The following is a 20073-nucleotide window of genomic DNA, read 5'->3' as shown; positions in this document are numbered from 1 at the left end:
AAAAATACTGCACCATAGGCATGATTAACTAGCTAACGCACAGCAATCACTAAGAAAATGCCACTTCACTTAAAAAAGCGGAAATAAGCTATCGAATAATATCGGCAGGCAGCTATGCTGCGAAAACAAAGGCTACCTGAAACCGGAAGCATGCCGGATTTCAGGTAGCCTTTTCCTATCCATCTAAACCGCAGTACAGCTACATTTCAACCCGCTTACCGATATCTTTGAGTTTAGCGTACTGTTCCAAAAGCTGCGGGCTATCGTCCAAACTCATGGCAAAGTTCCACAGATAAGTGGTTACAGAATAAACGTGCCCCGCGCTACCATAGCCTTGGAGGGTAAGCAGCAACAATGCCGTACCGAACAGGAAGCTCAGCGCCAGCCCTATAGCCAGGAAGCTGGTAGCTTCACGATTGGAAATCAGAATCCGCAGGCGGGCGGAGAAGGAATAATGTTTCGACAAAGTACGCTCGCTCGCCGTACCCACCAAATCCACTTCCTTTTCCAAGCGGTTGTTCAGGCGGTGGTAGAGCCGATCATTCACGGCAGCAAAACGCGGCACCAACAGAGCAAACACCGCCGCCACCAACAGTGCCGCAGCGCCCACCCAAAACTCAATCACCAGCAGCATCACCACCGAGCCAACGGCGGAAAACACTGAAGTAGTAAACAAGGGGAGGTGCAACTCGAAAAAATCCACAAACTCACGGGAAAGAGCTACACGGGCAGCGGTTTCCGAATGGCTGCTCCCACTTTCGCGCTGGCGCAGAATTACTGGCACGGCCGTTTCGGCATAGATTTTGGCAAAGGCTCGAGTATCCACACTGCGGCGTGCCGCTGACACGCTGTAAATCACAATCATCAGCAGCGCATAACCTGCCGCGCCCCACAAGCTGCCGGACACCACCTGGTTGATGGCGAAGCCGGCAAACAACGGATAAGTATTGATAAGCAGGTTTTCCGCTGCCACCAGAGAGAACGTTCCGATGAGACGGCGGCGGTTTTGGGTGGCAATGGTTTTTAGGGTTTGGAAAGCAGAGGAAGATGGCATGGTGTGGTATGTAAAAATTAGATGATTGATTCTCAGGTAGCCGGGAGTATACAAGGAGACTACCTGAAAATATGTTTTACCCAAATAGCAAAGCATGATTTGTTTTCAGCTAGCCTTGATCACATCGATGTTCACACGCCCAAATAGCCTTCGCGGCTGGCCAGCCAGCGTTCTAGGTGTTTTTCCACAATATCGGGGTGGCGGGCGATTAGTTCGGGGGCAAGCTGGCGGGCGGCTTCCAAGAGGGGCAGGTCTTGCTCCAAATCGGCGAAACGCAGCATGGGCAGGCCGCTTTGGCGGGCGCCGAGGAATTCGCCGGGGCCGCGGATGTTGAGATCTTGGCGGGCGATTTCAAAGCCGTCGGTGTTTTCGTAGATCACTTTGAGGCGGGCTTTGGCGGTTTCGCCCAAGGGCTCGGCAAACAGCAGCACGCAGCTGGATACCGCGGCGCCGCGCCCTACCCGGCCGCGCAATTGGTGCAGCTGGGAAAGCCCCATGCGCTCGGCGTGTTCGATCACCATCAGGGCGGCGTTGGGCACATCCACCCCCACTTCGATCACGGTGGTGGCCACCAGCACATGAATCCGCCCGGCGGCAAATTCGGCCATCACGGCGGCTTTCTCCGCACTCTTCATGCGGCCGTGCACCAGGCCGATGGTGAGCTCGGGCAGGGCGGCCTGCAGCTCGGCGAGCGTATCGGTGGCGGTTTGCAGCTGCAGCGCTTCGCTCTCTTCAATCAGCGGGCACACCCAATAGGCCTGCTGCCCTTTTTTACAGGTAGCCAGCACAAAGCCTTCCACTTCGCGGCGGCGGATGTTGTTGACCAAACGGGTCTTAATCGGTGTGCGGCCGGGCGGCAGCTCGTCGATAACGGAAACATCGAGGTCGGCAAAGAAGCTCATGGCCAGCGTGCGCGGAATGGGGGTGGCGGACATCATCAGCTGGTGTACGTCACGGCCTTTGTTTTTCAGGGCGAGACGCTGCGCCACGCCGAAGCGGTGCTGCTCGTCCACAATCACCAAGCCGAGGTTTTGGAAGAATACGTCGTCTTGAAACAGGGCGTGCGTGCCCACGGCCAGGCGGATGCGGCCGTCGGCCAGTGCGGCTTTGGCTTGGTCTTTTTCTTTCTTTTTGAGGCTACCTGAAAGCCAAGCCACGCTGATGCCCAGCGGCTCGAGCCATTGGCGGAATTTGATGTGGTGCTGCTCGGCAAGGATTTCGGTGGGTGCCATCACGGCTACTTGTGCGCCTGCTTCGATGGCGGCCAGCGCAGAAAGTGCGGCCACGATGGTTTTGCCGCTGCCCACATCGCCCTGCAGCAGGCGGTGCATCGGGTGCGGCTGCGCCAAATCGTGGCGGATTTCGGCCAGCACGCGATCTTGAGCGGCGGTGAGGGCGAAAGGCAGGCTCTGCACCAGCGGTTTGGCGAGGCTGCCCTCGCCCACCAGCGGCATGGCCTGCCCGCTGAGCCGTTGTGCGCGAGCCAGGCGCATGGAAAGCTGCTGGGCGAGCAGTTCGTCGAACTTCAGCCGCTGCCAGGCAGGCAGGCTGCCGTCCGACAATTGGCCGATGCTGTATTCGGGCGGCGGCGCGTGCAGAAGATGCAGACTTTCGGCCAGCGGCGGCAACTTGAGTTTGACCAGCAGGCTTTCAGGTAGCGTGTCGGCTAAATCGGTTTGCCCGAGGGCTTGCCGGATAATGCGCCGCAGCGTGGGCTGGCTGAGGCCGGACACGGTGGGATACACGGGGGTGAGGCTCTCGGCCAGGCCTTGGCTCTCGGCATCGCGGATTTTGGGGTGCACCATTTCGTCGCCGAAAAAGCCATGGCGGATTTCGCCGATGGCGCGGATGCGTTTGCCCTTGGCGAGCTGTTTTTGCTGGCTGGGATAGAAATGGATAAAGCGCAGGTGCAGCACGCTGCCGGATTGGTCGCGGATTTGGGTAATCAGCTGTCGGCGCGGGCGGAATTGGATTTCCTGATGTGCCACTTCGCCTTCCACTTGGCAGGATACGCCCACGGGCGCGTCTTTGATCGGGGTGATGTGGGTTTCGTCTTCGTAGCGCAGGGGTAGGTGCAGCACGGCGTCCCACAGGCTGCGGATATGCAGCTTGGCGAGCTTGCCGGCGGTGGCGTCGTTGAGCTTGAGTTGTTGTTTGAAATCGGCGCTCATGGGATAAGGCTACCTGAAAGCGTGAGCTTCAACGCAGTTAAAACGAACGGAGTGAGTTTCTGCGAAGCTAAAGCGCGGGCTTGTGCGGAGCAGAAAGATGGAGGGATTGTACTGGAGCGGATACTTTTCAGGTAGCCTTCATCGGGCTACCTGAAAATATTAGTCGCACTCGAATGCCCTATTCCTCAGCCTTTTCTTCCGCCATTTCTTCTTCTGCCGTTGCCCCGTGAATACCCAGCTCAGGCAATACCAACTCGCCCAGTTCGGCCAGGGGCGGCAGGGATTCGAGGGTGTCAATTTGCAAATCGGTGAGAAAGGTTTTGGTGGTGGCCCACAGGCTGGGGCGGCCGATGGTATCGCGTTTGCCCACGCTTTCTATCCAGCCGCGCTCCTGCAGGGTTTGCATCACGTTTTGCGATACCGCCACGCCGCGGATGGCTTCGATGTCGCCGCGCGTTACCGGCTGGCGGTAGGCGATGATGGCCAAGGTTTCCATCACAGCGCGGGAGTAGCGCGGCGTGCGCTGTTCTTCCAGGCTGCCGAGCCGCTCGAAGGCGGCAGAAGCTACCTGAAACCGCCAGCCCTCATGGGTGCGCACCAGTTGCAGCGCCCTGCCCTGCCAGCGTTGCTGCAGGGCTTCGAGCACGTCTTCGAGCTTATCGGCAGAAAGCGGCGGCTCGCACAGGGCGCGCAAACTGCGTTCGGGCAGCGGTTCGGGCTGGGTGAGCAGCGCGGCTTCGATCAGGCTTTCGGGGGAAAGGGTTGGCGGCATGGGTGGTTGGATGTGTGTTGGGTGGATTTGGCAAAACGGCGGCGATGGATGTCGGGCTACTTTTTTCAGGTAGCCTCAAAAACGGCGGCCACGGCTTCAAAGCGACGGCGCGCTCCTGGCTTCTATTTCCTTACAAACCCCGGCGGCGTAGTCTTCTCTATCTTTGCTGGCATAGGGTTCGTATTGCACAGCTTGTTGGCCGGCATACACCTGGCCGTTTCTCTGCTGTAGGCGCAGGCCGTTGCCAAGGCGAATGCTGTTGCCGCTGCGCTGCCACCTGCCCGCAGCGCTGTCTTCTTTGTGGTCCATGAGGGAAAGCATACAGTATCGGCTGTTGGGTAACACCTCGATCACCAGCATTTTTCGGATGTCGGCACCGCCGTGGACGCCCCATTCAACGTATTTGTATGTACCTGCACCAAGCGGTTGGGCTTGGGCACACAAGGGGGCGAAAAGCAGGAAGGGAAGGAGTTTTTTCATGGGTACTGTCGATACCTGATGGATTTCAGGCAGCCTCGAATAACAGGCCAAAGGCTACCTGAAAATGCACAACTGCTTTAACTGCGTTGAAACTTCGCAGAAACGCTGTTGAAGCTTTTTTCAGGTAGCCTTCAACTTATTGATTACTCTTGATACACATAGTTGGCCCGTTTGATGTGGCACAGCAGCTCGTAGGAAATCGTCCCAGCAGATTGGGCCACGGTGGCTACAGAAACGGCGTCGCCCCACAGCTCCACCTCGCTGCCCACGCCTTGATGATGGTCGAGCTCGACGGCGAGCATGTCCATGCTCACTCGGCCGATGAGGCGGCTGGGTTGGCCGTTTACGGTGAGCGGGCAGCCGTTTTGCGCGGTACGGGGGTAGCCGTCAGCATAACCGCAGGCAGCAATGCCGATGCGGGTGGAGCGTTCGGTGATGAAGGATGCGCCGTAGCCGACGGGTTCGCCAGGCTGGAGGGTGCGTTCGGCAAAGATGCGGCTGGTGAGGCGCATCACGGGTTTGAGCTCGGGGCAGGCGCCGGGGAAGGGTTCGATGCCGTAAAGGGCGATGCCGGCGCGCCCCCAGTCGCGGCGGGCGGCGGGGTGGGCGATGATGGCGGCGGAATTGGCGAGGCTCTGTGCGCCGGAAAGGCCGGCCACGGCGGTGTCGAAGGCGGCCAGCTGGGCGGTGGTCATCGCTTGTTCCGGCTCGTCGGCGCGGGCGAAGTGGGTCATGTTCACAATATGCGCCACCTGCGGGCTTTGGCGCAGGGCTTGGTGGGCAGGGGCGAAGTTTTGCGGGAAGAAGCCCACGCGGTGCATGCCGGAATCCATTTTCAGCCAAACGGTTACCGGCTCGCGCCAGCGGTGTGCCAGCAGGCTTTCGAGCTGCCATTGGTTTTGTACGCCCGGCCACAGGCGGTATTCGTCTACCGCGGCGTATTCGGCGGGCTCAAACACGCCTTCGAGCATCACGATGGGCGCGCTGACGCCGGCTTGGCGCAGTTCGATGCCCTCATCCAGCGTGGCCACGGCGAAACCGTCGGCCAAATCGGCCAGCGCACGGGCGCAGCGCACGGCGCCGTGGCCGTAGGCATCGGCTTTCACCACGGCGAGCATCTTATTGCCGTGCAGGCGTTTGAGCAGTTGGTAGTTGTGGCGCAGGTGGCTGAGGCGGATGGTGGCGGTGAGCGGGCGCATGGCGGGTCTCTATTCTCTATCGGTTAGGGTTGGTATGGGTTTCAGGTAGCCTTTAAAGGCTACCTGAAAAAATAAATACGGCATTGATGGCCTGCAACAGCAAATTGGTCGAGCATGAGGCTACCTGAAACTTTCAGGTAGCCTGTAAATTGGCCGCAAAGGATAGGCCAATCATCCTCTGCGGCCAATCTGCCTACTGCATCCGAATGGAAATAAAGCTGTTTTGATGCAACTGCTGGAGCAGACCCTGCATGGCGGCTTGGGTTTTCTGGGCAGCGATGGCATCGTGTACGCCGGCACGGATGCGGGCATCGGGCGTGTTCGGCGTGCGGGCTTCCACCAAGCGGATCACGTGCCAGCCGAACTGGGTGTGTACCGGTGCGCTCACCTGACCGGGTTTCAAACCGCGCATGGCACGTTCGAACTCGGGCACGGTTTCGCCTTCGGAGAGCCAGCCCAAATCACCGCCATTGGCAGCACTGCCGTCTTGCGAATACTGGCGCGCCAGGGCGGAAAAATCGGCGCCGCGTTGGGCATTTTGCGCCAGGCGTTGCGCCAGCCGCTGGGCACGCTCGCCTTGGCTGGCAATCAAAATATGCTGGGCATGGTATTGGGTTTTGGGTGTGGCCTGCGGCAGGGTAATGCCTTGGGCACGGGCGCGGGCGATGGCGGCATTGATTTCGTCTTCGCTCACCTTAGCCTCGCCGGCAGTCTGCCCCTGCTGCACGCGTTGAGCAATCATGCTGTCGCGCACTTGGCGGCGCAGGGCGGTTTTGTCGATACCGAAGCGGGCTTGGGCAGCTTCAAACTGAGCCACGCTTTGGCGGCGGGAAGCGGCGATACGGGCAATTTCGGCTTCCACTTCAGCATCCGGCACTTGGATATTGTTGCGTCGGCCGGCCTGCACCAAAAGTGATTGGTTCACCAGCTGCATCAGAGTTTGCCGCTGCAATTCCTGCTCGGATACTTGCGTGCCACGCGGCATTTGGCTGCGAGTGTGGGCCACGGCCTGATCAAGCTCGCGCTGGGTGATGACTTCGTTCTCCACCACAGCCACGATGTTGTCCACCGAACGTACGTTGTTGGCCGAGGCTACCTGAAAAGCCAGGCTCATGCCCAGCGCCAAAACCAAAGTTTTCATTTTCATTTACGCATTACCTCATCAATGTTGGTGTAGCCAGGAATCGACTGGCGGATTTGTTCAAAAGGATTGTTGCCCAGGCTGCTCAAGTCGCGCAGGCGCAGCTGGAGGAAGAAGGCATTTTTGCTGGAATTCACGCCGTTCACATAATGCTGGCCGACGGCGCTCAAGCTCCAGCAGCCACAGCCGCTGATGTATTCCATACCCAAAAGGTGTTCCACCGGTTTATGTTCGCTGAAGGAATAGCTGTGGCGGCCTACCAGATAAAGATTGCGGCTCACCGGCCATTGGAAATACACGTCGGCCCGGCGTACTTTGCCGTACATGTCATCGTAAATTTCGCCATGGCGGCGATATTGATAGCGCGCACCCACGGTTTTGCCTGGCTCCGGGCTGTAGCGCAGGCCGAAATGATATTTGGCCGCGGCATTTTGGCTGGTGTCGTAGTGCACTTCGCTGTTCAGCCAGATATTGTCGGTTACCCGGCCGTCGGCAAAGGCCAACAAATCGGAATGGCCGCTGCGCCGCTGCACACGGCTGCCGTCGAGCAATACGTCGTCACGAGTGAAATACAGGCGCTGGCCAAGGCTGGCGGAGAAACGCTCTGCACCATTTCGGGCATCATACAGGCGGGTTTGCACCGCCATAGTGAGGAAGTTGGCGGCGTTGATGCGGTCGTGGCCGGAGAAACGGTTCTCGCGGAACAGCTGGCTGTAGTTGAAACTGTTTTCGGCAGTATCAAACAGCGGAATGTCGTTTTGCTGCTTGGTGGGGATGTAGGTGTAGAACAGGCGCGGCTCTAAGGTTTGCACATAATCACGCCCCTGCCAGCTGGCCGGCCGCTCAAACACCATACCGCTATCCACACTGAATGTGGGCAATATGCGGCTGAAATTGCGGGCCTGCGCGCCGTTATGGCTGTCGAGGTTGTAATAAGTGGCGTGCAAGCCGAGCTTGGGTCGGACATAGCCCCAGCTGCGGTTGAATTCCGCGCTCACGCTGGGGTTGAGCACCAAACGACTGCCTTCCTGTTTGCTGTCGTGGCGGAAGTTGCTGTATTGGCCGAACATTTGGAAGTTGGCGATACCGAAACGCTTCTGCCATTGGCTGCTTAGGCGCGGCAACAGTGAATAGGGTTGGTCGCCTTTGTAGCCGTCGGCATTGGCCAAGGTTTGGTATTTCTGAATAGTAGCGTAGCTGTCGAAACGGCCGGTCCACAATTCAGTTTGGTGACGCAGCCACAGCTGTCGGTTGAGGTTGACATTGGTGGCGATATCGGTGCGGTTGTAGAAGTCGCGGTAATAGTCGTCATCGGATACTTGGTGAAAATCCACACCGCCGCTGAGGGTACGGCTGAATTGGTGTTGGTGGTCCCAATCGATTTTGCTGCGGGTGTCGTGTTGGCTGAGTTGGTCTGCGGGCAGCACGGCCAAGCTGATGTCGCCCTGGTATTTGGGCTGCAGATAGCGGAATTGACCGGCCAGCTGCAGGCCACGCCGACTATAGAGCTTGGGGGTGAGCGTGAAATCGTAGTTTGGAGCCAGGTTGAAATAATAAGGGGTAGTGATTTCCACGCCATCGGAGCCGGCTTTTAAAGTGGGCACTAAAAAGCCGCTTTTGCGGTTGCCGTTGAGCGGAAAATCAATCCACGGCGTGTAAAACAGCGGCACACCACCTACCACCAGCGAGGCATTGCGCGCCACGCCGACATTGCGCTCGTAGTCTGCTTCAATGCTTTTGGCACGGATATACCAGCTCTCATCGCCCGGATTACAAGTGTTGAAGCGGCCGTTTTCCAGTCGATAACGGTTTTCGCCGTCCATACGCAGGGTTTGGCTGGTGCCCTGCAGGCGGCCACTGCTGCTTTCGGCTTCAAAGCGGGCATTGGTGGCCTCACCCTGGCGGGTGTCCATCTTATAACGCAGGCTCTCGCCGCTCACGCGCCCGCCGCCCTGCTCCAAGGTGAAGCGGTCGCCAGCCTGCACAGTATCTTGCGGCTGATTGTAGTCAATCCATTGCGCATTAAGCACCTGGTTGCCACGCTCCACCACCACATCGCCCTCGGCACGCACGCGCACATCACTCTGACCGATCACACGGTCGGCATTCACGCGGGTGGCTCCTTCGGCCAATGCGCCTTCGCCGCTGGTTTTCACCGGCGCAATCATCTGTTTGGGCGCGTCCGGCCGGTGGCAGGCCGCACCGCCCTCTGCCGCCAGCGACAACGGCTCGGCCTGCAGCAAGGCCGGCAGGCTCAAACCAGCCAACACGGCGGCCGCCATCGGGCTCAATCGGAAAAAGCAAGACAAAGAATCACCCCAATTTTTCACAGCGGGTTTAAAATGGCGCATATTTTAACCCGAAAAACATCATGGAACGAGAAAAAGAATTGCAAAACTGGCTGCAGAAACGTTATCCGCAGCGGAGTTTCATCCTTTCCTTCGCCGCAGCGGATGCCGATTTCCGCCGCTATTTCCGCGCCGTATTCGAAAACGGCGAGAGCGTGGTCTGCATGGACGCACCACCCGACAAAATGAGCATCGAGCCCTATTTGCGCGTGCGCGAGATTTTTGCCGCCGTGCATGTGCCGCAAGTGTTCCACCACGATATCGAACACGGTTTTGCCGCCTTGGAAGACTTCGGCAAAGTGCCGTACTTGGCCGCACTGGAACACGACACCCGCCCCGAAGTGCAACGCGCCCTGCTTTTAGACGCACTCGACACACTAATCGACCTGCAAAAATCCAGCCGCCCCGGCGTGCTGCCCGAATACGACGAAGCCGTGATGCGCCGGGAAATGCAACTGTTCCCCGATTGGTTTATAGCCAAAGAGCTGGGCAAAAGCCTGAACTTCAAACAGCAACAGCTGTGGCAGCAAACGCTCAACACCCTCCTGCCCGTGCTGACCGCCCAGCCGCAAGTGTATGTGCATCGCGATTTCATCGTACGCAACCTGATGCTCACCCCAGGCCGCCCCGGCGTGCTGGATTTCCAAGACGCGCTCTACGGCCCGATTACTTACGACCTGGTTTCCCTCCTGCGCGACGCATTTATCGAATGGGAAGAAGAGTTTGTGATCGACCTAGCCGTGCGCTACTGGGAAAAAGCCCGCGCCGCCGGCCTGCCCGTGCCCGCCGATTTCGACCGTTTCTACCGCGATTTCGAATGGATGGGCGTGCAGCGGCACTTGAAAGTGGCCGGCATTTTCGCCCGCCTGTGGCACCGCGACGGCAAAGGCAAATACCGCCCCGAAATCCCCCGCTTCCTCAACTATCTGCGCCACACCGCCCGCCGCTACCGCGAACTCGCCCCGCTCTATGCACTCTTGCTCGAGCTGGTGGGCGACGAAGAGCTGCAAACCGGCTATACGTTTTAAATGCGGAACGGTTTTTAATCTGGTTGAGGCTGGCCTTTCAGGTAGCCTTCCTCCGCTTGAGCATTTCGCCCTCTTGCCTAATCGATCCCGATATCCAAACACACAATCTCGCCGCACCACTGCCGCGCGGCGGGGCTGGCGTGGGCGGGTTTGAGCGCAGCGAAGGCGTAGGTGAGGTTGGCGCGGAAGGTGTCGGCGGCGGCTCCCCCGGTGTCGCCGTTGAGGCCAGTGGGGATATCGAGCGCCACTTTGTAGCCGGCAGCGCGGTTGATCTGGCGGCAACATTCCGCGGCCTCGGGCGGCAGGCTACCTGAAAAACCGGTGCCGAAAATGCCGTCGATAATCAAGCCGTAGCCTTGCTCCAGCACGGCAGGCAATGCCTCAACCGGCAGGAAGCATATCCCATCCAAACCCTGGAGGCGTTGGCGGTTGGCTTCGGCCAAATCCGACAGTACCGTACCCAAGAGCAGCACAATATCAGCCTGCCAGCCGTGCTCCTGCAACACACGGGCAATCACCAGCGCATCGCCGCCGTTATTGCCCTTGCCGCACACCAAGAGGGCGCGGCCGGGCTCGGGCAGGCGGCGCAGCAAATCGGCAGCGGCGGCCTGCCCGGCGTTTTCCATCAGCTGCAAAAAGCTGGTGCCGGCCGCCACGGCAGCCTGTTCGCGCTCGCGCATCTGGGCGGCGGTGTAGATTTTCGGGGGATTCTGCGGCATGGTGTTCTCCTGTGTTGGGGTGGGCAAAATTCTATGCCCTTCTCGGCAAACAGGCTACCCGAAGATTTTCAGGTAGCCTGCTTGGCATGCAATCCCCATGCAATTTTAATGCCGATGCCGCTTAGGCATGCGCTGCAAATGGCTTGGATACACCGCGTGCGTTTCCACCCTGCCCTGTTCCACCGCATTGAGGATGGCCCGGCCTTTTTGGTCTTGCGGGAAGTTGCGCACATATTCGCGCAGCAGCGGCAGGGCTTCGCTGCGTTTATTTTGCGTTAACAGGGCAGTGGCCAAATCCCGGCCGCTTTCTTTATGACCGGCTTGGTAGGCAGCGCGCAGCATGGGGATGGCACGTTCCATGCGGGCGCTGGAAGCGAGGAAATTGCCGAATTCGCCCTGCACGGCGGGTTTGGCGGCGGTAGGAGCAAAGGCAAGCAGGCGGCTGTAGTCGGCTTCGGCACGATCGGCATAGCCGGCTTGGTCGAGGTTGTGCCCCATCCAGTTGAGACGGGCACGCATTTGCAGAAGCGCCAAGCACTCTTGGCTGGGCGCGGCACCGGCACGCGGCATGTTGTTTTGCACGAGGCTGTCGAGCAGCACACCCAAAGGCTGCAAATCGGCGATGGCGCGGCGGCGGTCGGCATCGTTGTCGAACTGCACGGGGTATTCCGCCGCGTGTGCGGCCAAATTATCGAACGCACGCTGCACGGCAGGCATATTCACATTAATCGGCGGATGCTCGGGGCTGCCACTCACCAAGCTTGGCAGGTTCAGCGGCTGATAAGGCGCGGCCAAGGTGGCGGGGGCAGCCAGCGCCAGCAGGATGACGAGCAGGTGTTTTTTCATGATGTTCCTTGTCATGGATTGAACACAATCTGGCAGCAAAGGCTACCTGAAAATATTTCAAATAACACAACGGCAATATACCGAAATTCACATTTGCGGCAAATGGCACGTTTTCGCTTGCTTGAAGCAGGGCTTTCAGGTAGCCACGCCTAACGCGTCACCTCCACCCCCACGCCCACTTTGCCATAAGGCGTAACGCTGCTATTGCCGTTGTCCAAATCCACCGAGCCGCGCGCACCCACATGGCCGTTGCCGCCGCTCACGCCCACGCCGGCACCGCAGGCCGACAACAGAGCGGCCAACACCGCAGCAGCGGCCAATCGATATGTTGCTTTCATGGTTATTCCTTTCATCCAATTGAATAAAAACAAGTATTTTCAAATAATAGCACAATCATTTTCAGGTAGCCTCTACGGCACAGCGCAGGCTACCTGAAAGCCCCCGCTTCAACGAAATAAAAACGAAGTAGCCGAAGACAACGGGGGTTCTACAAAACTAAAATCAGCCGCCCGCCTTATGCCCCTCTGCCACCCGCACATAATGCGCCGCCGAATACGGCAGAAACGCCAGCTCCTCCGCCGTAAGCTGCCGCACTTGTTTCACCGGCGAACCCACATACAAATAGCCGCTTTCCAGCCGTTTGCGCGGCGGCACCAAGCTGCCCGCCCCGATCATCACATCGTCTTCAATCACCGCATCATCCAACACAATACTGCCCATTCCCACCAACACACGATTGCCAACGGTGCAGCCGTGCAGCGTAACATGATGGCCGATGGTGCAATCCTCGCCGATGATCAGCGGCGAACCTTCCGGCTTGCTGTCCGTTTTGTGGCTCACATGCAGCATCACATGATCTTGAATATTGCTGCCCCGCCCCACACGGATGCTGTTCACATCCCCGCGCAGCACGGCAAACGGCCATACCGACACCTCCTCAGCCAATACCACATCCCCCGCCACCAAGCACAGCGGATCGAGATAACAGCTGCCATGCACCTGCGGCACGGTATCCAAATAAGGGCGGATATTGCTCATGGGAAACTCCTTGTTTGTATCCAGCCGCCAAGGCTACCTGAAAATCGGATGGCGGTATAGCCGGGCTGTGGTTTTAGCTGTGTAGGAACCAATCTGGCAGCATAACCATACCGCCCTACCCCGTTGCCGCCCCGCCCGGCCACAAAAGGCTAGCTGAAACTTCGCTAAGCACCTGGCAGCAAGCACTCGCATTAGCGCTATAATCTCTCTTTTGCCCGCGCTTTTTCAGGTAGCCTCATGGACATCATCCAATACCCCGATTCCCCCTTCAAACTCCACCAACCCTTCCCACCCGCCGGCGACCAGCCCACCGCCATTGCCGGCCTGCTCGAAGGGCTTTCAGACGGCCTTGCCTATCAAACCCTGCTCGGCGTAACCGGTTCGGGCAAAACCTACACCATGGCGAACGTCATCGCCCAAAGCGGCCGCCCCGCCATCATTATGGCGCACAACAAAACCCTTGCCGCCCAGCTTTATGCCGAGATGCGCGAATTTTTCCCCGAAAACGCCGTTGAGTATTTCGTCTCCTACTACGATTACTACCAGCCCGAAGCCTATGTGCCCAGCCGCGATTTGTTTATCGAAAAAGACAGCGCGATCAACGAACACATCGAGCAGATGCGCCTTTCCGCCACCAAAAACCTGATGACGCGCGACGACGTGATTATCGTCGCCACCGTGTCCGCCATTTACGGTATCGGCGACCCGACCGAGTATCAACAAATGGTGTTGTCCGTCAAAGAAGGCGACACCATCGAGCAGCGCGACATCATCGCCACGCTCGTTTCCATGCAGTACGAACGCGGCGATTTGGATTTCAAACGCGGCAGCTTCCGCGTGCGTGGTGACGTGATTGACGTGTACCCCGCCGAAAGCTCCGAAAACGCCTTGCGCATCAGCCTGTTCGACGACGAAATTGACCGCCTCGATATGTTCGACCCGCTTTCAGGCAGCCTGCACCAGCGCGTCGGTCGCTACACCGTCTTCCCGTCCAGCCACTACGTTACCCCGCGCGACACCGTCTTGCGCGCCTGCGAGTCCATCAAAGAAGAATTACGCGAACGCATCGAATTTTTCGCCCGCGAACAACGCCCCGTCGAACAACAACGCATCGAACAGCGCACCCGCTTCGACCTCGAAATGCTCTACGAAATGGGCTTCTGCAAAGGCATCGAAAACTACTCCCGCCACTTCTCCGGCAAAAAAGAAGGCGAACCGCCGCCCACGCTGATGGACTACCTGCCCGACAACGCCATCATGTTCATCGACGAAAGCCACGTTACCGTTACCCAAATCGGCGGCATGTACAAAGGCGACGCCTCGCGCAAACAAAATCTCGTCGACTACGGCTTCCGCCTGCCTTCCGCACGCGACAACCGCCCGCTCAAATTTCACGAATTTGAAAAAGTCATGCCGCAAACCATTTTCGTTTCCGCCACCCCCGCCAAATACGAAGAAGAACACGCCGGACAAGTGGTCGAACAAGTCGTCCGCCCCACAGGGCTGGTCGATCCCCAAATCATCATCCGCCCCGTCGCCACTCAAGTCGACGACTTAATGAGCGAAATCAACGACCGCATCCAAAAAGGCGAACGCGTGCTCGTTACCACCCTCACCAAACGCATGGCGGAGCAACTCACCGACTATTACAGCGAACTCGGCATCAAAGTGCGCTACCTGCACAGCGACATCGATACCGTAGAGCGCGTTGAAATCATTAGAGATTTGCGGCTCGGACTGTTTGACGTACTCGTCGGCATCAACCTCTTGCGCGAAGGCCTCGACATTCCCGAAGTCTCCCTCGTCGCCATCCTCGATGCCGATAAAGAAGGCTTCCTGCGCTCCCACCGCAGCCTGATTCAAACCATAGGCCGCGCCGCGCGCAACGTGAACGGCGTCGCGATTCTGTACGCCGACAAAATCACCGACTCCATGAAAGCCGCCATCGACGAAACCGAACGCCGCCGCGAAAAACAGATGAAATTCAACGAAGAGCACGGCATCGTGCCGCAACAGATTAAAAAACAAGTCAAAGACATCATCGATGGCGTGTACCACGAAGAAGACAGCGGCAAAGGTCGTCTGAAAGGCAAAAACAAGGTTAAAGTCGGCGAGATTCACAACGAAGAAGACGCGATTAAAGAAATCGCCAAACTGGAAAAGGCCATGCAGCAGGCGGCTAGGGATTTGCAGTTTGAAGAAGCGGCTGTGTTGAGGGATAGGATTCGGGGGATTAAGGAGGGGTTGTTGTTTGGGGCGGAGTGAATTGACTAAGGTGATATTATGAATATTTATACTATTTTAGGAAGTGCTATTGGTTCGGCAATAGTTGCAATTTTAACTCTACAGAATTTTTTTAAACAAAAATGGTGGGAAAGAAAGGAAAGAGTTTATTCTGAAACAATAGAAAAATTACAGGAAATACAAATTTTTCTATTTGAGTGCCAAATTGATTTGAATAATATAGATAAATTTAATTTTGATCACGAAAGCATTCGACTAAAAAATCACCTTGATATGCATCATAAGCTTGTAGAGTTATTGTTAATAAATGATAAGTTTGCATTTTATACATATAAATTATCTCCATATTTTTTTGCTCCTTCACTAAAAGAAATAAAAGAGATATCCGATAGTTTAAGTGCATATTTATCATGCATTAATGATTATACAAATGATGATGCACCTATTGATTTCGATAATAAAGAGGTTATAGGAGAGATATTTTTATCTTTGGGAAAGGCAAATGGTTATTTAAGTTCAGAAATTGAAACTTTTGCTCTTCTTATGAAGTCAGATTTAAAGATAGATATGAAATATTATGTTTGCAGATGGTTACTACTAATGGAGTATGTGTGGAGACGTATACAAAACCGTTAACTAACAAGTGTCAAATGTTTGACTCTGCCTCGCACGCCGTCCCAAATCACCCAAAACCGTGCGGGGTCTGCGGCTTACACCCTGCTACCCCACTAACGTGACAAGCATAGCAAGCGTAGGTTGGGTCAAGACTCAACAAAACTGTTAAATTTAACAAAATGTTAGGTTTGCAACCCAACCTACATTTTGCCCAATTACATATAATAAAAAGGTCGTCTGAAAACTGTGAATCCATTTTCAGACGACCTATGTTTCATTCCAAACAACAAATATAATCGCTCAAAGACTGGTTTCTTCCTGTTGGTTCAATACCCAACAAAATCCATTTTAAAAAGACCCCTACCATCATGACCTATCCGCAAGCCCTACAACAACTCCAATACTGGCTGACAAGCAACCAAGCATCTCACGCAAATCATCTGAATTTCAATGTACATCCCCTTTCAGCCGCCGAATTGCAGGCAATACGCGAATATACGCAAAACAGGCTACCTGAAAGCTATTATTTATTTTTACAGCAATGCGGTACGGGGGATTTTTTCTATTCGTGGTACACCAGCGTGATAGATCAAACGGCATCGCAAACGCCCAAAATAGAAATCTACAACCTCACCCAACTGAAAGAGCAAAATCTCTATTACCAACAACTATTGCGCGAAGAACTTGACGACCTACCGTCCGACGAACATCCCGACATAGGCGAAATCTTTATCATCGGCGCGCATCACAGCATGGGAGATTGGTTCGGCTTCGACCTTTCCCGTGCCGAACCCAATTTCGACATTTTTATCCACGATGCCGCCGATCCCGCTACTTATGCAGAAGAAGCCGAATGGCGGCGTTTTGAAGACTGGATCATTCGTTGCGTGGAAAGCGAGGGAGAAGATACTCTTTGAGCAAACCGCAGCCTGCATCCCCACCAGCTGCGTGCATAGTTGTGCCATATACCCCGCCAATAAACAACAAGGCCGTCTGAATTTTCAGACGGCCTCCTCTGTTTGCAACTTTAACGCTTATTCAATAACGACCCGTGCATTCAGCGGCTGTACAGGGCGGTTGTTGTGTGAACCAACGGCTCGGGTGAATTGCTCCGCTTGCGCCTGGTCAATGTGGTCATAAGTTTTCAACACCAACCATGACACGCCCTCAGTGCATGGCGGCGTGGTCAGCGAACCGGCAAAGCGGTAGTATTGCAGATTCCGCGGCAGCAGTGATGAAGCATTGAACGGTTGGTCGAGTTTCACTTTTCCTGCTGTCATCGGCATGGCGTTCCAGATGGAAGACAGGTGGTTGTTGGTTCTGCCAGCTTCATACAGCACTGCCAATACCAAAGGCTGTTTGTTTTCGTCTAAGTGGACGAAGTGGGCTTCCATCGGGAAGGTGCGGCCTTTGATTTGGTTTTCGCTCGGCACGTGGAAGTGGAACTGTTTCAGGGTGTAGGTACGGCCGTTCACAGTCAGGGTGTTGCCGCCTTCAGGATAATTAACCTGGATGGTGTGACCGTTGTTTTCAACTTCTACGGCACTCGGACGGTAATTAACTTGAATGGCAGGCAGTCTGCCGGAAACGGTTTCAGTAATATTTACAGGCGATTGGTTTTTGCCTGTGGAGCACAAACGGAATTCTTCAGACAGGTTGCCCCAGCTTTCGGGAGAGTCATGTCCGGTGTAGCCCCAATGGGTGTGTTCACCGTGTGCGGCAGCGGAAACAGCAGTACAGGCCAACAACAGGACAGCAGTCAGGCGCAGTAAAGTGCGGGGGAAACGAGGCATTGCAAGGTCCTTTCTATTAAAGAGTGGAAAAAAGCGCTGCAGTGCGTATGTAAATATTTTTATTTTTTATTGAAAGATAGCTATACCAAATGGTTCGGTCAAGCTTTCCCGGCCTCCAAACTATTAGAGCAATGAAGTTAAAGTGAATTCATTTTGCTATAAGTCCTACTTTATTTTGGATAACCATGAGGCACGGCTACCTTTATCCGGCAAAACATTAATACCCGCAACAAAAATATCAGAATCCGATGCAAATATTACCGGAAGTATAGCAATACATCAGTCACAGTATTTTTCTGGCACCGTCTCGGCAAAATTCTGTATTGTTTTTAAGCTTCACCGTAACTGGTGTCAGTCTAGGAACCGACATTCAACGTGATGGATAAGACGAAATCAGCGGCTTAGCGCAAACAAATTTGCCGTTTCCACTCCACACGTTGCTACCGCTCCATGCCGCTCAACACCGAAAAGGCTACCTGAAACCGCAGTTGGATTTTCAGGTAGCCTTTGTCTATAGTTGAACATTCTTTAAAACCAATCCTGCTTGTATCTTGCGCATACCCTACACTCCAGGAAGCCGCGCAAGCCTCGGGGCAATACTGCTATAATGCGGCGTTTTGTATCATTATTCCGGCTGCCTACCTATTCGGCTTTGCCGAAGCCGAGGCTTTCAGGTAGCCCCATCGTTAATATGAGCAATAAACCTTCCCGCAAAGCAAGCAAACCTGCCAAACCGAAGCCAAACCGGCACAACCCGCCTGCCAAGGCTGCCCGCCGGGCGGCCGTGCCTTCCGCTGCTGCTGCGGCTTCGCAATCCATTTCGCTTTTGGCCGACATGCTGTGGTTGCTAGTGCTGCTGTTTTCCGTGTGCCTGGCTTTGGCGCTGGCAAGCTTCACCATGGACGACCCGGCTTGGTCGCGCAGCATCCCCACCGGCAACGAACCGCACAACCTGGCCGGGCTATTGGGCGCATACACGGCGGATGTGGCCTATTATCTGTTCGGGCTGTCGGTGTGGTGGCTGCTGCTGGCGGCAGCGGTGTGGCTCTACCGCAATTTCCGCAGCGTGAAACAGAGCAGCGAGAAACCGTATCACTTGGGCATGGGCTTGGGCGGAGCGGCATTGCTCTTGTTTGGCAGCCCGCTTTTGGAAGCGGCAGCCTGGTCGGCCGAGTTGCACGACAGCCTGCCGATGGGCGCGGGCGGCTTAATCGGCCAATCGCTCGGTAGCGGCTTTACGCGGCTGCTGGGGGTTTCAGGTAGCCTTTTGGTGCAAGTGGTGCTGATTGTGGCGGGGCTCTCGCTGCTGTTGCAGGTATCGTGGCTCACGCTGCTGGAAAAAGCGGGGGCGCAGTTGGAATGGCTGTGGTATCGACTGATCCGCCAACCGCACCAGTTTGTGCGCGACATACCGAACGCGAAGTTTGCCCGCCGCATGGTGCGCACGGCGAAAACCATCACCGCCGAAGAAGTGGAAACGGTGGAAGGCGCCAGCAGCAACCGCAAGCCGGTGGCGGTGCAGATTAACCAGCCTGCCGGCCAAGGGCTACCTGAAAAACAAAAACCCGCGCCCGAGCGGCAGAAAGATTTGTTCGCCCCCAAACGGCAAGCCGAAGATGGCGAATATCTGCTGCCGGAATTGGATTTGCTCACGCGCCCGCAGGAACACACGCCGGAAATCAACCCCGAAGCCCTGCAGCACATGGCCGAGCGCATCGAGGCCAAGCTGGCCGAATTCGGCATTCAGGTAACCGTGGTGAGCGCCACTGCCGGGCCGGTGATTACGCGTTTTGAAATCGAGCCGGCGCAAGGCGTGAAAGGCAGCCAGATTACCAATCTGGCCAAAGATTTGGCGCGTTCGCTTTCCATGCAGTCGGTGCGTGTGGTGGAAACTATTTCGGGCAAGAGCACCATGGGCATCGAAGTGCCAAACGAGAAGCGGCAGGAAGTGCTGCTGCGCGAAATCCTGTCCTCGCCGGTATTTGCCGCCGCGCCGTCCAAGCTCACCGTGGCTTTAGGCAAAGATATTGCCGGGCAGCCGGTGGTGGCCGATTTGGGCAAAATGCCGCACCTTTTGGTGGGAGGCATGACCGGCTCGGGCAAATCGGTGGGCGTGAACGCCATGATTATGTCGATGCTGTATAAGGCCGCGCCGGACGAGGTGCGCTTTATCATGATCGACCCGAAAATGCTGGAGCTTTCCGTGTATGAAGGCATTCCGCACCTGCTCTGCCCGGTGGTAACCGATATGCGCGAGGCCGGGCAGGCGCTGAATTGGTGCGTGGCCGAAATGGAAAAACGCTACCGCCTGCTCGCCCATGCCGGCGTGCGCAACCTGGCCGGCTTCAACCAAAAAGTGGCCGAAGCCGCTGCTTCCGGCAAGCCCTTGCCCAACCCTTTCAGCCCCAATCCCGACGAGCCCGAGCCGCTGCAAAAGCTGCCCTATATCGTGATTGTGATTGATGAATTGGCCGACTTGATGATGACCGAGAAAAAGGCGGTGGAAACGCAAATCGCCCGCCTGGCGCAAAAAGCCCGCGCCGCCGGCATGCACCTGATTGTGGCCACCCAGCGCCCCAGCGTGGACGTGGTAACCGGCCTGATTAAGGCCAACATCCCCACCCG

Annotated in this window: 18 protein-coding genes; 5 read left to right on the top strand and 13 right to left on the bottom strand. The window is 56.3% G+C overall.

Annotated elements, in window-relative coordinates; all coding sequences use genetic code 11:
- Positions 1 to 199: 199 nt before the first annotated feature.
- The 7 genes from HMPREF2796_RS06475 to HMPREF2796_RS06445 form a co-directional block, all read right to left on the bottom strand.
- The gene (locus HMPREF2796_RS06475; RefSeq protein WP_070632076.1) at positions 200 to 1054 is read right to left on the bottom strand and encodes an ABC transporter six-transmembrane domain-containing protein; all 855 of its coding nucleotides are present in this window, start codon (positions 1052 to 1054) and stop codon (positions 200 to 202) included.
- Between the two features lie 131 nt (positions 1055 to 1185).
- Entirely contained in the window at positions 1186 to 3225 is a 2040-nt protein-coding gene (gene recG, locus HMPREF2796_RS06470) for an ATP-dependent DNA helicase RecG (RefSeq protein WP_070632074.1), read from the bottom strand.
- A 178-nt stretch (positions 3226 to 3403) separates the two neighbouring features.
- A complete protein-coding gene (gene scpB, locus HMPREF2796_RS06465) occupies positions 3404 to 3997 on the bottom strand; it encodes an SMC-Scp complex subunit ScpB (RefSeq protein WP_070632071.1) in 594 nt (197 codons plus the stop codon).
- A 96-nt stretch (positions 3998 to 4093) separates the two neighbouring features.
- Entirely contained in the window at positions 4094 to 4477 is a 384-nt protein-coding gene (locus HMPREF2796_RS06460; RefSeq protein ID WP_064104412.1) for a hypothetical protein, read from the bottom strand.
- A 143-nt stretch (positions 4478 to 4620) separates the two neighbouring features.
- Positions 4621 to 5676, bottom strand: a complete 1056-nt coding sequence (alr, locus tag HMPREF2796_RS06455; RefSeq protein WP_070632068.1) for an alanine racemase — start codon at positions 5674 to 5676, stop codon at positions 4621 to 4623.
- A 193-nt stretch (positions 5677 to 5869) separates the two neighbouring features.
- Entirely contained in the window at positions 5870 to 6823 is a 954-nt protein-coding gene (locus HMPREF2796_RS06450) for a peptidylprolyl isomerase (RefSeq protein WP_070632065.1), read from the bottom strand.
- On the bottom strand, positions 6820 to 9168 hold the full coding sequence (locus tag HMPREF2796_RS06445; protein ID WP_246826841.1) for an LPS-assembly protein LptD: 2349 nt from the start codon (positions 9166 to 9168) through the stop codon (positions 6820 to 6822). Before HMPREF2796_RS06445 ends, HMPREF2796_RS06450 begins: the two co-directional genes overlap by 4 nt.
- A gap of 20 nt (positions 9169 to 9188) precedes the next feature.
- Here HMPREF2796_RS06445 and amgK point away from each other — a divergent pair, with 20 nt between their 5' ends.
- Positions 9189 to 10193: an N-acetylmuramate/N-acetylglucosamine kinase AmgK gene (gene amgK / locus HMPREF2796_RS06440; protein ID WP_070632062.1), complete on the top strand. Its 1005-nt coding sequence runs from the start codon at positions 9189 to 9191 to the stop codon at positions 10191 to 10193.
- A 77-nt stretch (positions 10194 to 10270) separates the two neighbouring features.
- On the opposite strand, the gene HMPREF2796_RS06435 is transcribed toward amgK, so the two are convergent.
- The 4 genes from HMPREF2796_RS06435 to HMPREF2796_RS06420 all read right to left on the bottom strand — a co-directional run bounded on the left by HMPREF2796_RS06435 (position 10271) and on the right by HMPREF2796_RS06420 (position 12796).
- The gene (locus HMPREF2796_RS06435) at positions 10271 to 10912 is read right to left on the bottom strand and encodes an NAD(P)H-hydrate epimerase (RefSeq protein WP_070632058.1); all 642 of its coding nucleotides are present in this window, start codon (positions 10910 to 10912) and stop codon (positions 10271 to 10273) included.
- 105 nt (positions 10913 to 11017) lie between these two features.
- Positions 11018 to 11758, bottom strand: a complete 741-nt coding sequence (locus HMPREF2796_RS06430; protein ID WP_070632057.1) for a tetratricopeptide repeat protein — start codon at positions 11756 to 11758, stop codon at positions 11018 to 11020.
- Between the two features lie 149 nt (positions 11759 to 11907).
- On the bottom strand, positions 11908 to 12096 hold the full coding sequence (locus HMPREF2796_RS06425) for a hypothetical protein (RefSeq protein ID WP_070632054.1): 189 nt from the start codon (positions 12094 to 12096) through the stop codon (positions 11908 to 11910).
- 163 nt (positions 12097 to 12259) lie between these two features.
- Positions 12260 to 12796 carry a gamma carbonic anhydrase family protein gene (locus HMPREF2796_RS06420; RefSeq protein ID WP_070632050.1) on the bottom strand — a complete coding sequence of 179 codons (537 nt, stop codon included), beginning with the start codon at positions 12794 to 12796 and terminating at the stop codon, positions 12260 to 12262.
- A 237-nt stretch (positions 12797 to 13033) separates the two neighbouring features.
- Between HMPREF2796_RS06420 and uvrB the strand changes: the two genes are divergently transcribed.
- The 3 genes from uvrB (at position 13034) to HMPREF2796_RS06405 (ending at position 16572) form a co-directional block, all read left to right on the top strand.
- On the top strand, positions 13034 to 15061 hold the full coding sequence (gene uvrB, locus HMPREF2796_RS06415; RefSeq protein ID WP_070632048.1) for an excinuclease ABC subunit UvrB: 2028 nt from the start codon (positions 13034 to 13036) through the stop codon (positions 15059 to 15061).
- Positions 15062 to 15079: 18 nt separating this feature from the next.
- Positions 15080 to 15676 (top strand): hypothetical protein, encoded by a 597-nt coding sequence (locus tag HMPREF2796_RS06410; protein WP_070632046.1) that lies wholly within the window; start codon positions 15080 to 15082, stop codon positions 15674 to 15676.
- A gap of 347 nt (positions 15677 to 16023) precedes the next feature.
- Positions 16024 to 16572, top strand: coding sequence for an SMI1/KNR4 family protein (locus HMPREF2796_RS06405; protein ID WP_070632041.1), 549 nt, complete (start codon positions 16024 to 16026; stop codon positions 16570 to 16572).
- 117 nt (positions 16573 to 16689) lie between these two features.
- On the opposite strand, the gene cah is transcribed toward HMPREF2796_RS06405, so the two are convergent.
- Together cah and HMPREF2796_RS11795 are read right to left on the bottom strand one after the other, a co-directional pair.
- Positions 16690 to 17448, bottom strand: coding sequence for a carbonic anhydrase (gene cah / locus HMPREF2796_RS06400; RefSeq protein ID WP_070632038.1), 759 nt, complete (start codon positions 17446 to 17448; stop codon positions 16690 to 16692).
- A 642-nt stretch (positions 17449 to 18090) separates the two neighbouring features.
- On the bottom strand, positions 18091 to 18285 hold the full coding sequence (locus HMPREF2796_RS11795; RefSeq protein ID WP_141749178.1) for a hypothetical protein: 195 nt from the start codon (positions 18283 to 18285) through the stop codon (positions 18091 to 18093).
- On the opposite strand from HMPREF2796_RS11795, the gene HMPREF2796_RS06395 reads away from it, so the two are divergent.
- On the top strand, positions 18284 to 20073 hold a 1790-nt coding region (locus tag HMPREF2796_RS06395; RefSeq protein WP_083308705.1), incomplete at its 3' end, for a DNA translocase FtsK. The two genes, HMPREF2796_RS11795 and HMPREF2796_RS06395, sit on opposite strands and share 2 nt — an antisense overlap.

The sequence above is a fragment of the Eikenella sp. HMSC071B05 genome (assembly GCF_001811325.1).
Taxonomy (GTDB): Bacteria; Pseudomonadota; Gammaproteobacteria; order Burkholderiales; family Neisseriaceae; genus Eikenella; species Eikenella corrodens.
This window is presented reverse-complemented; position numbering and strand designations above follow the sequence as displayed.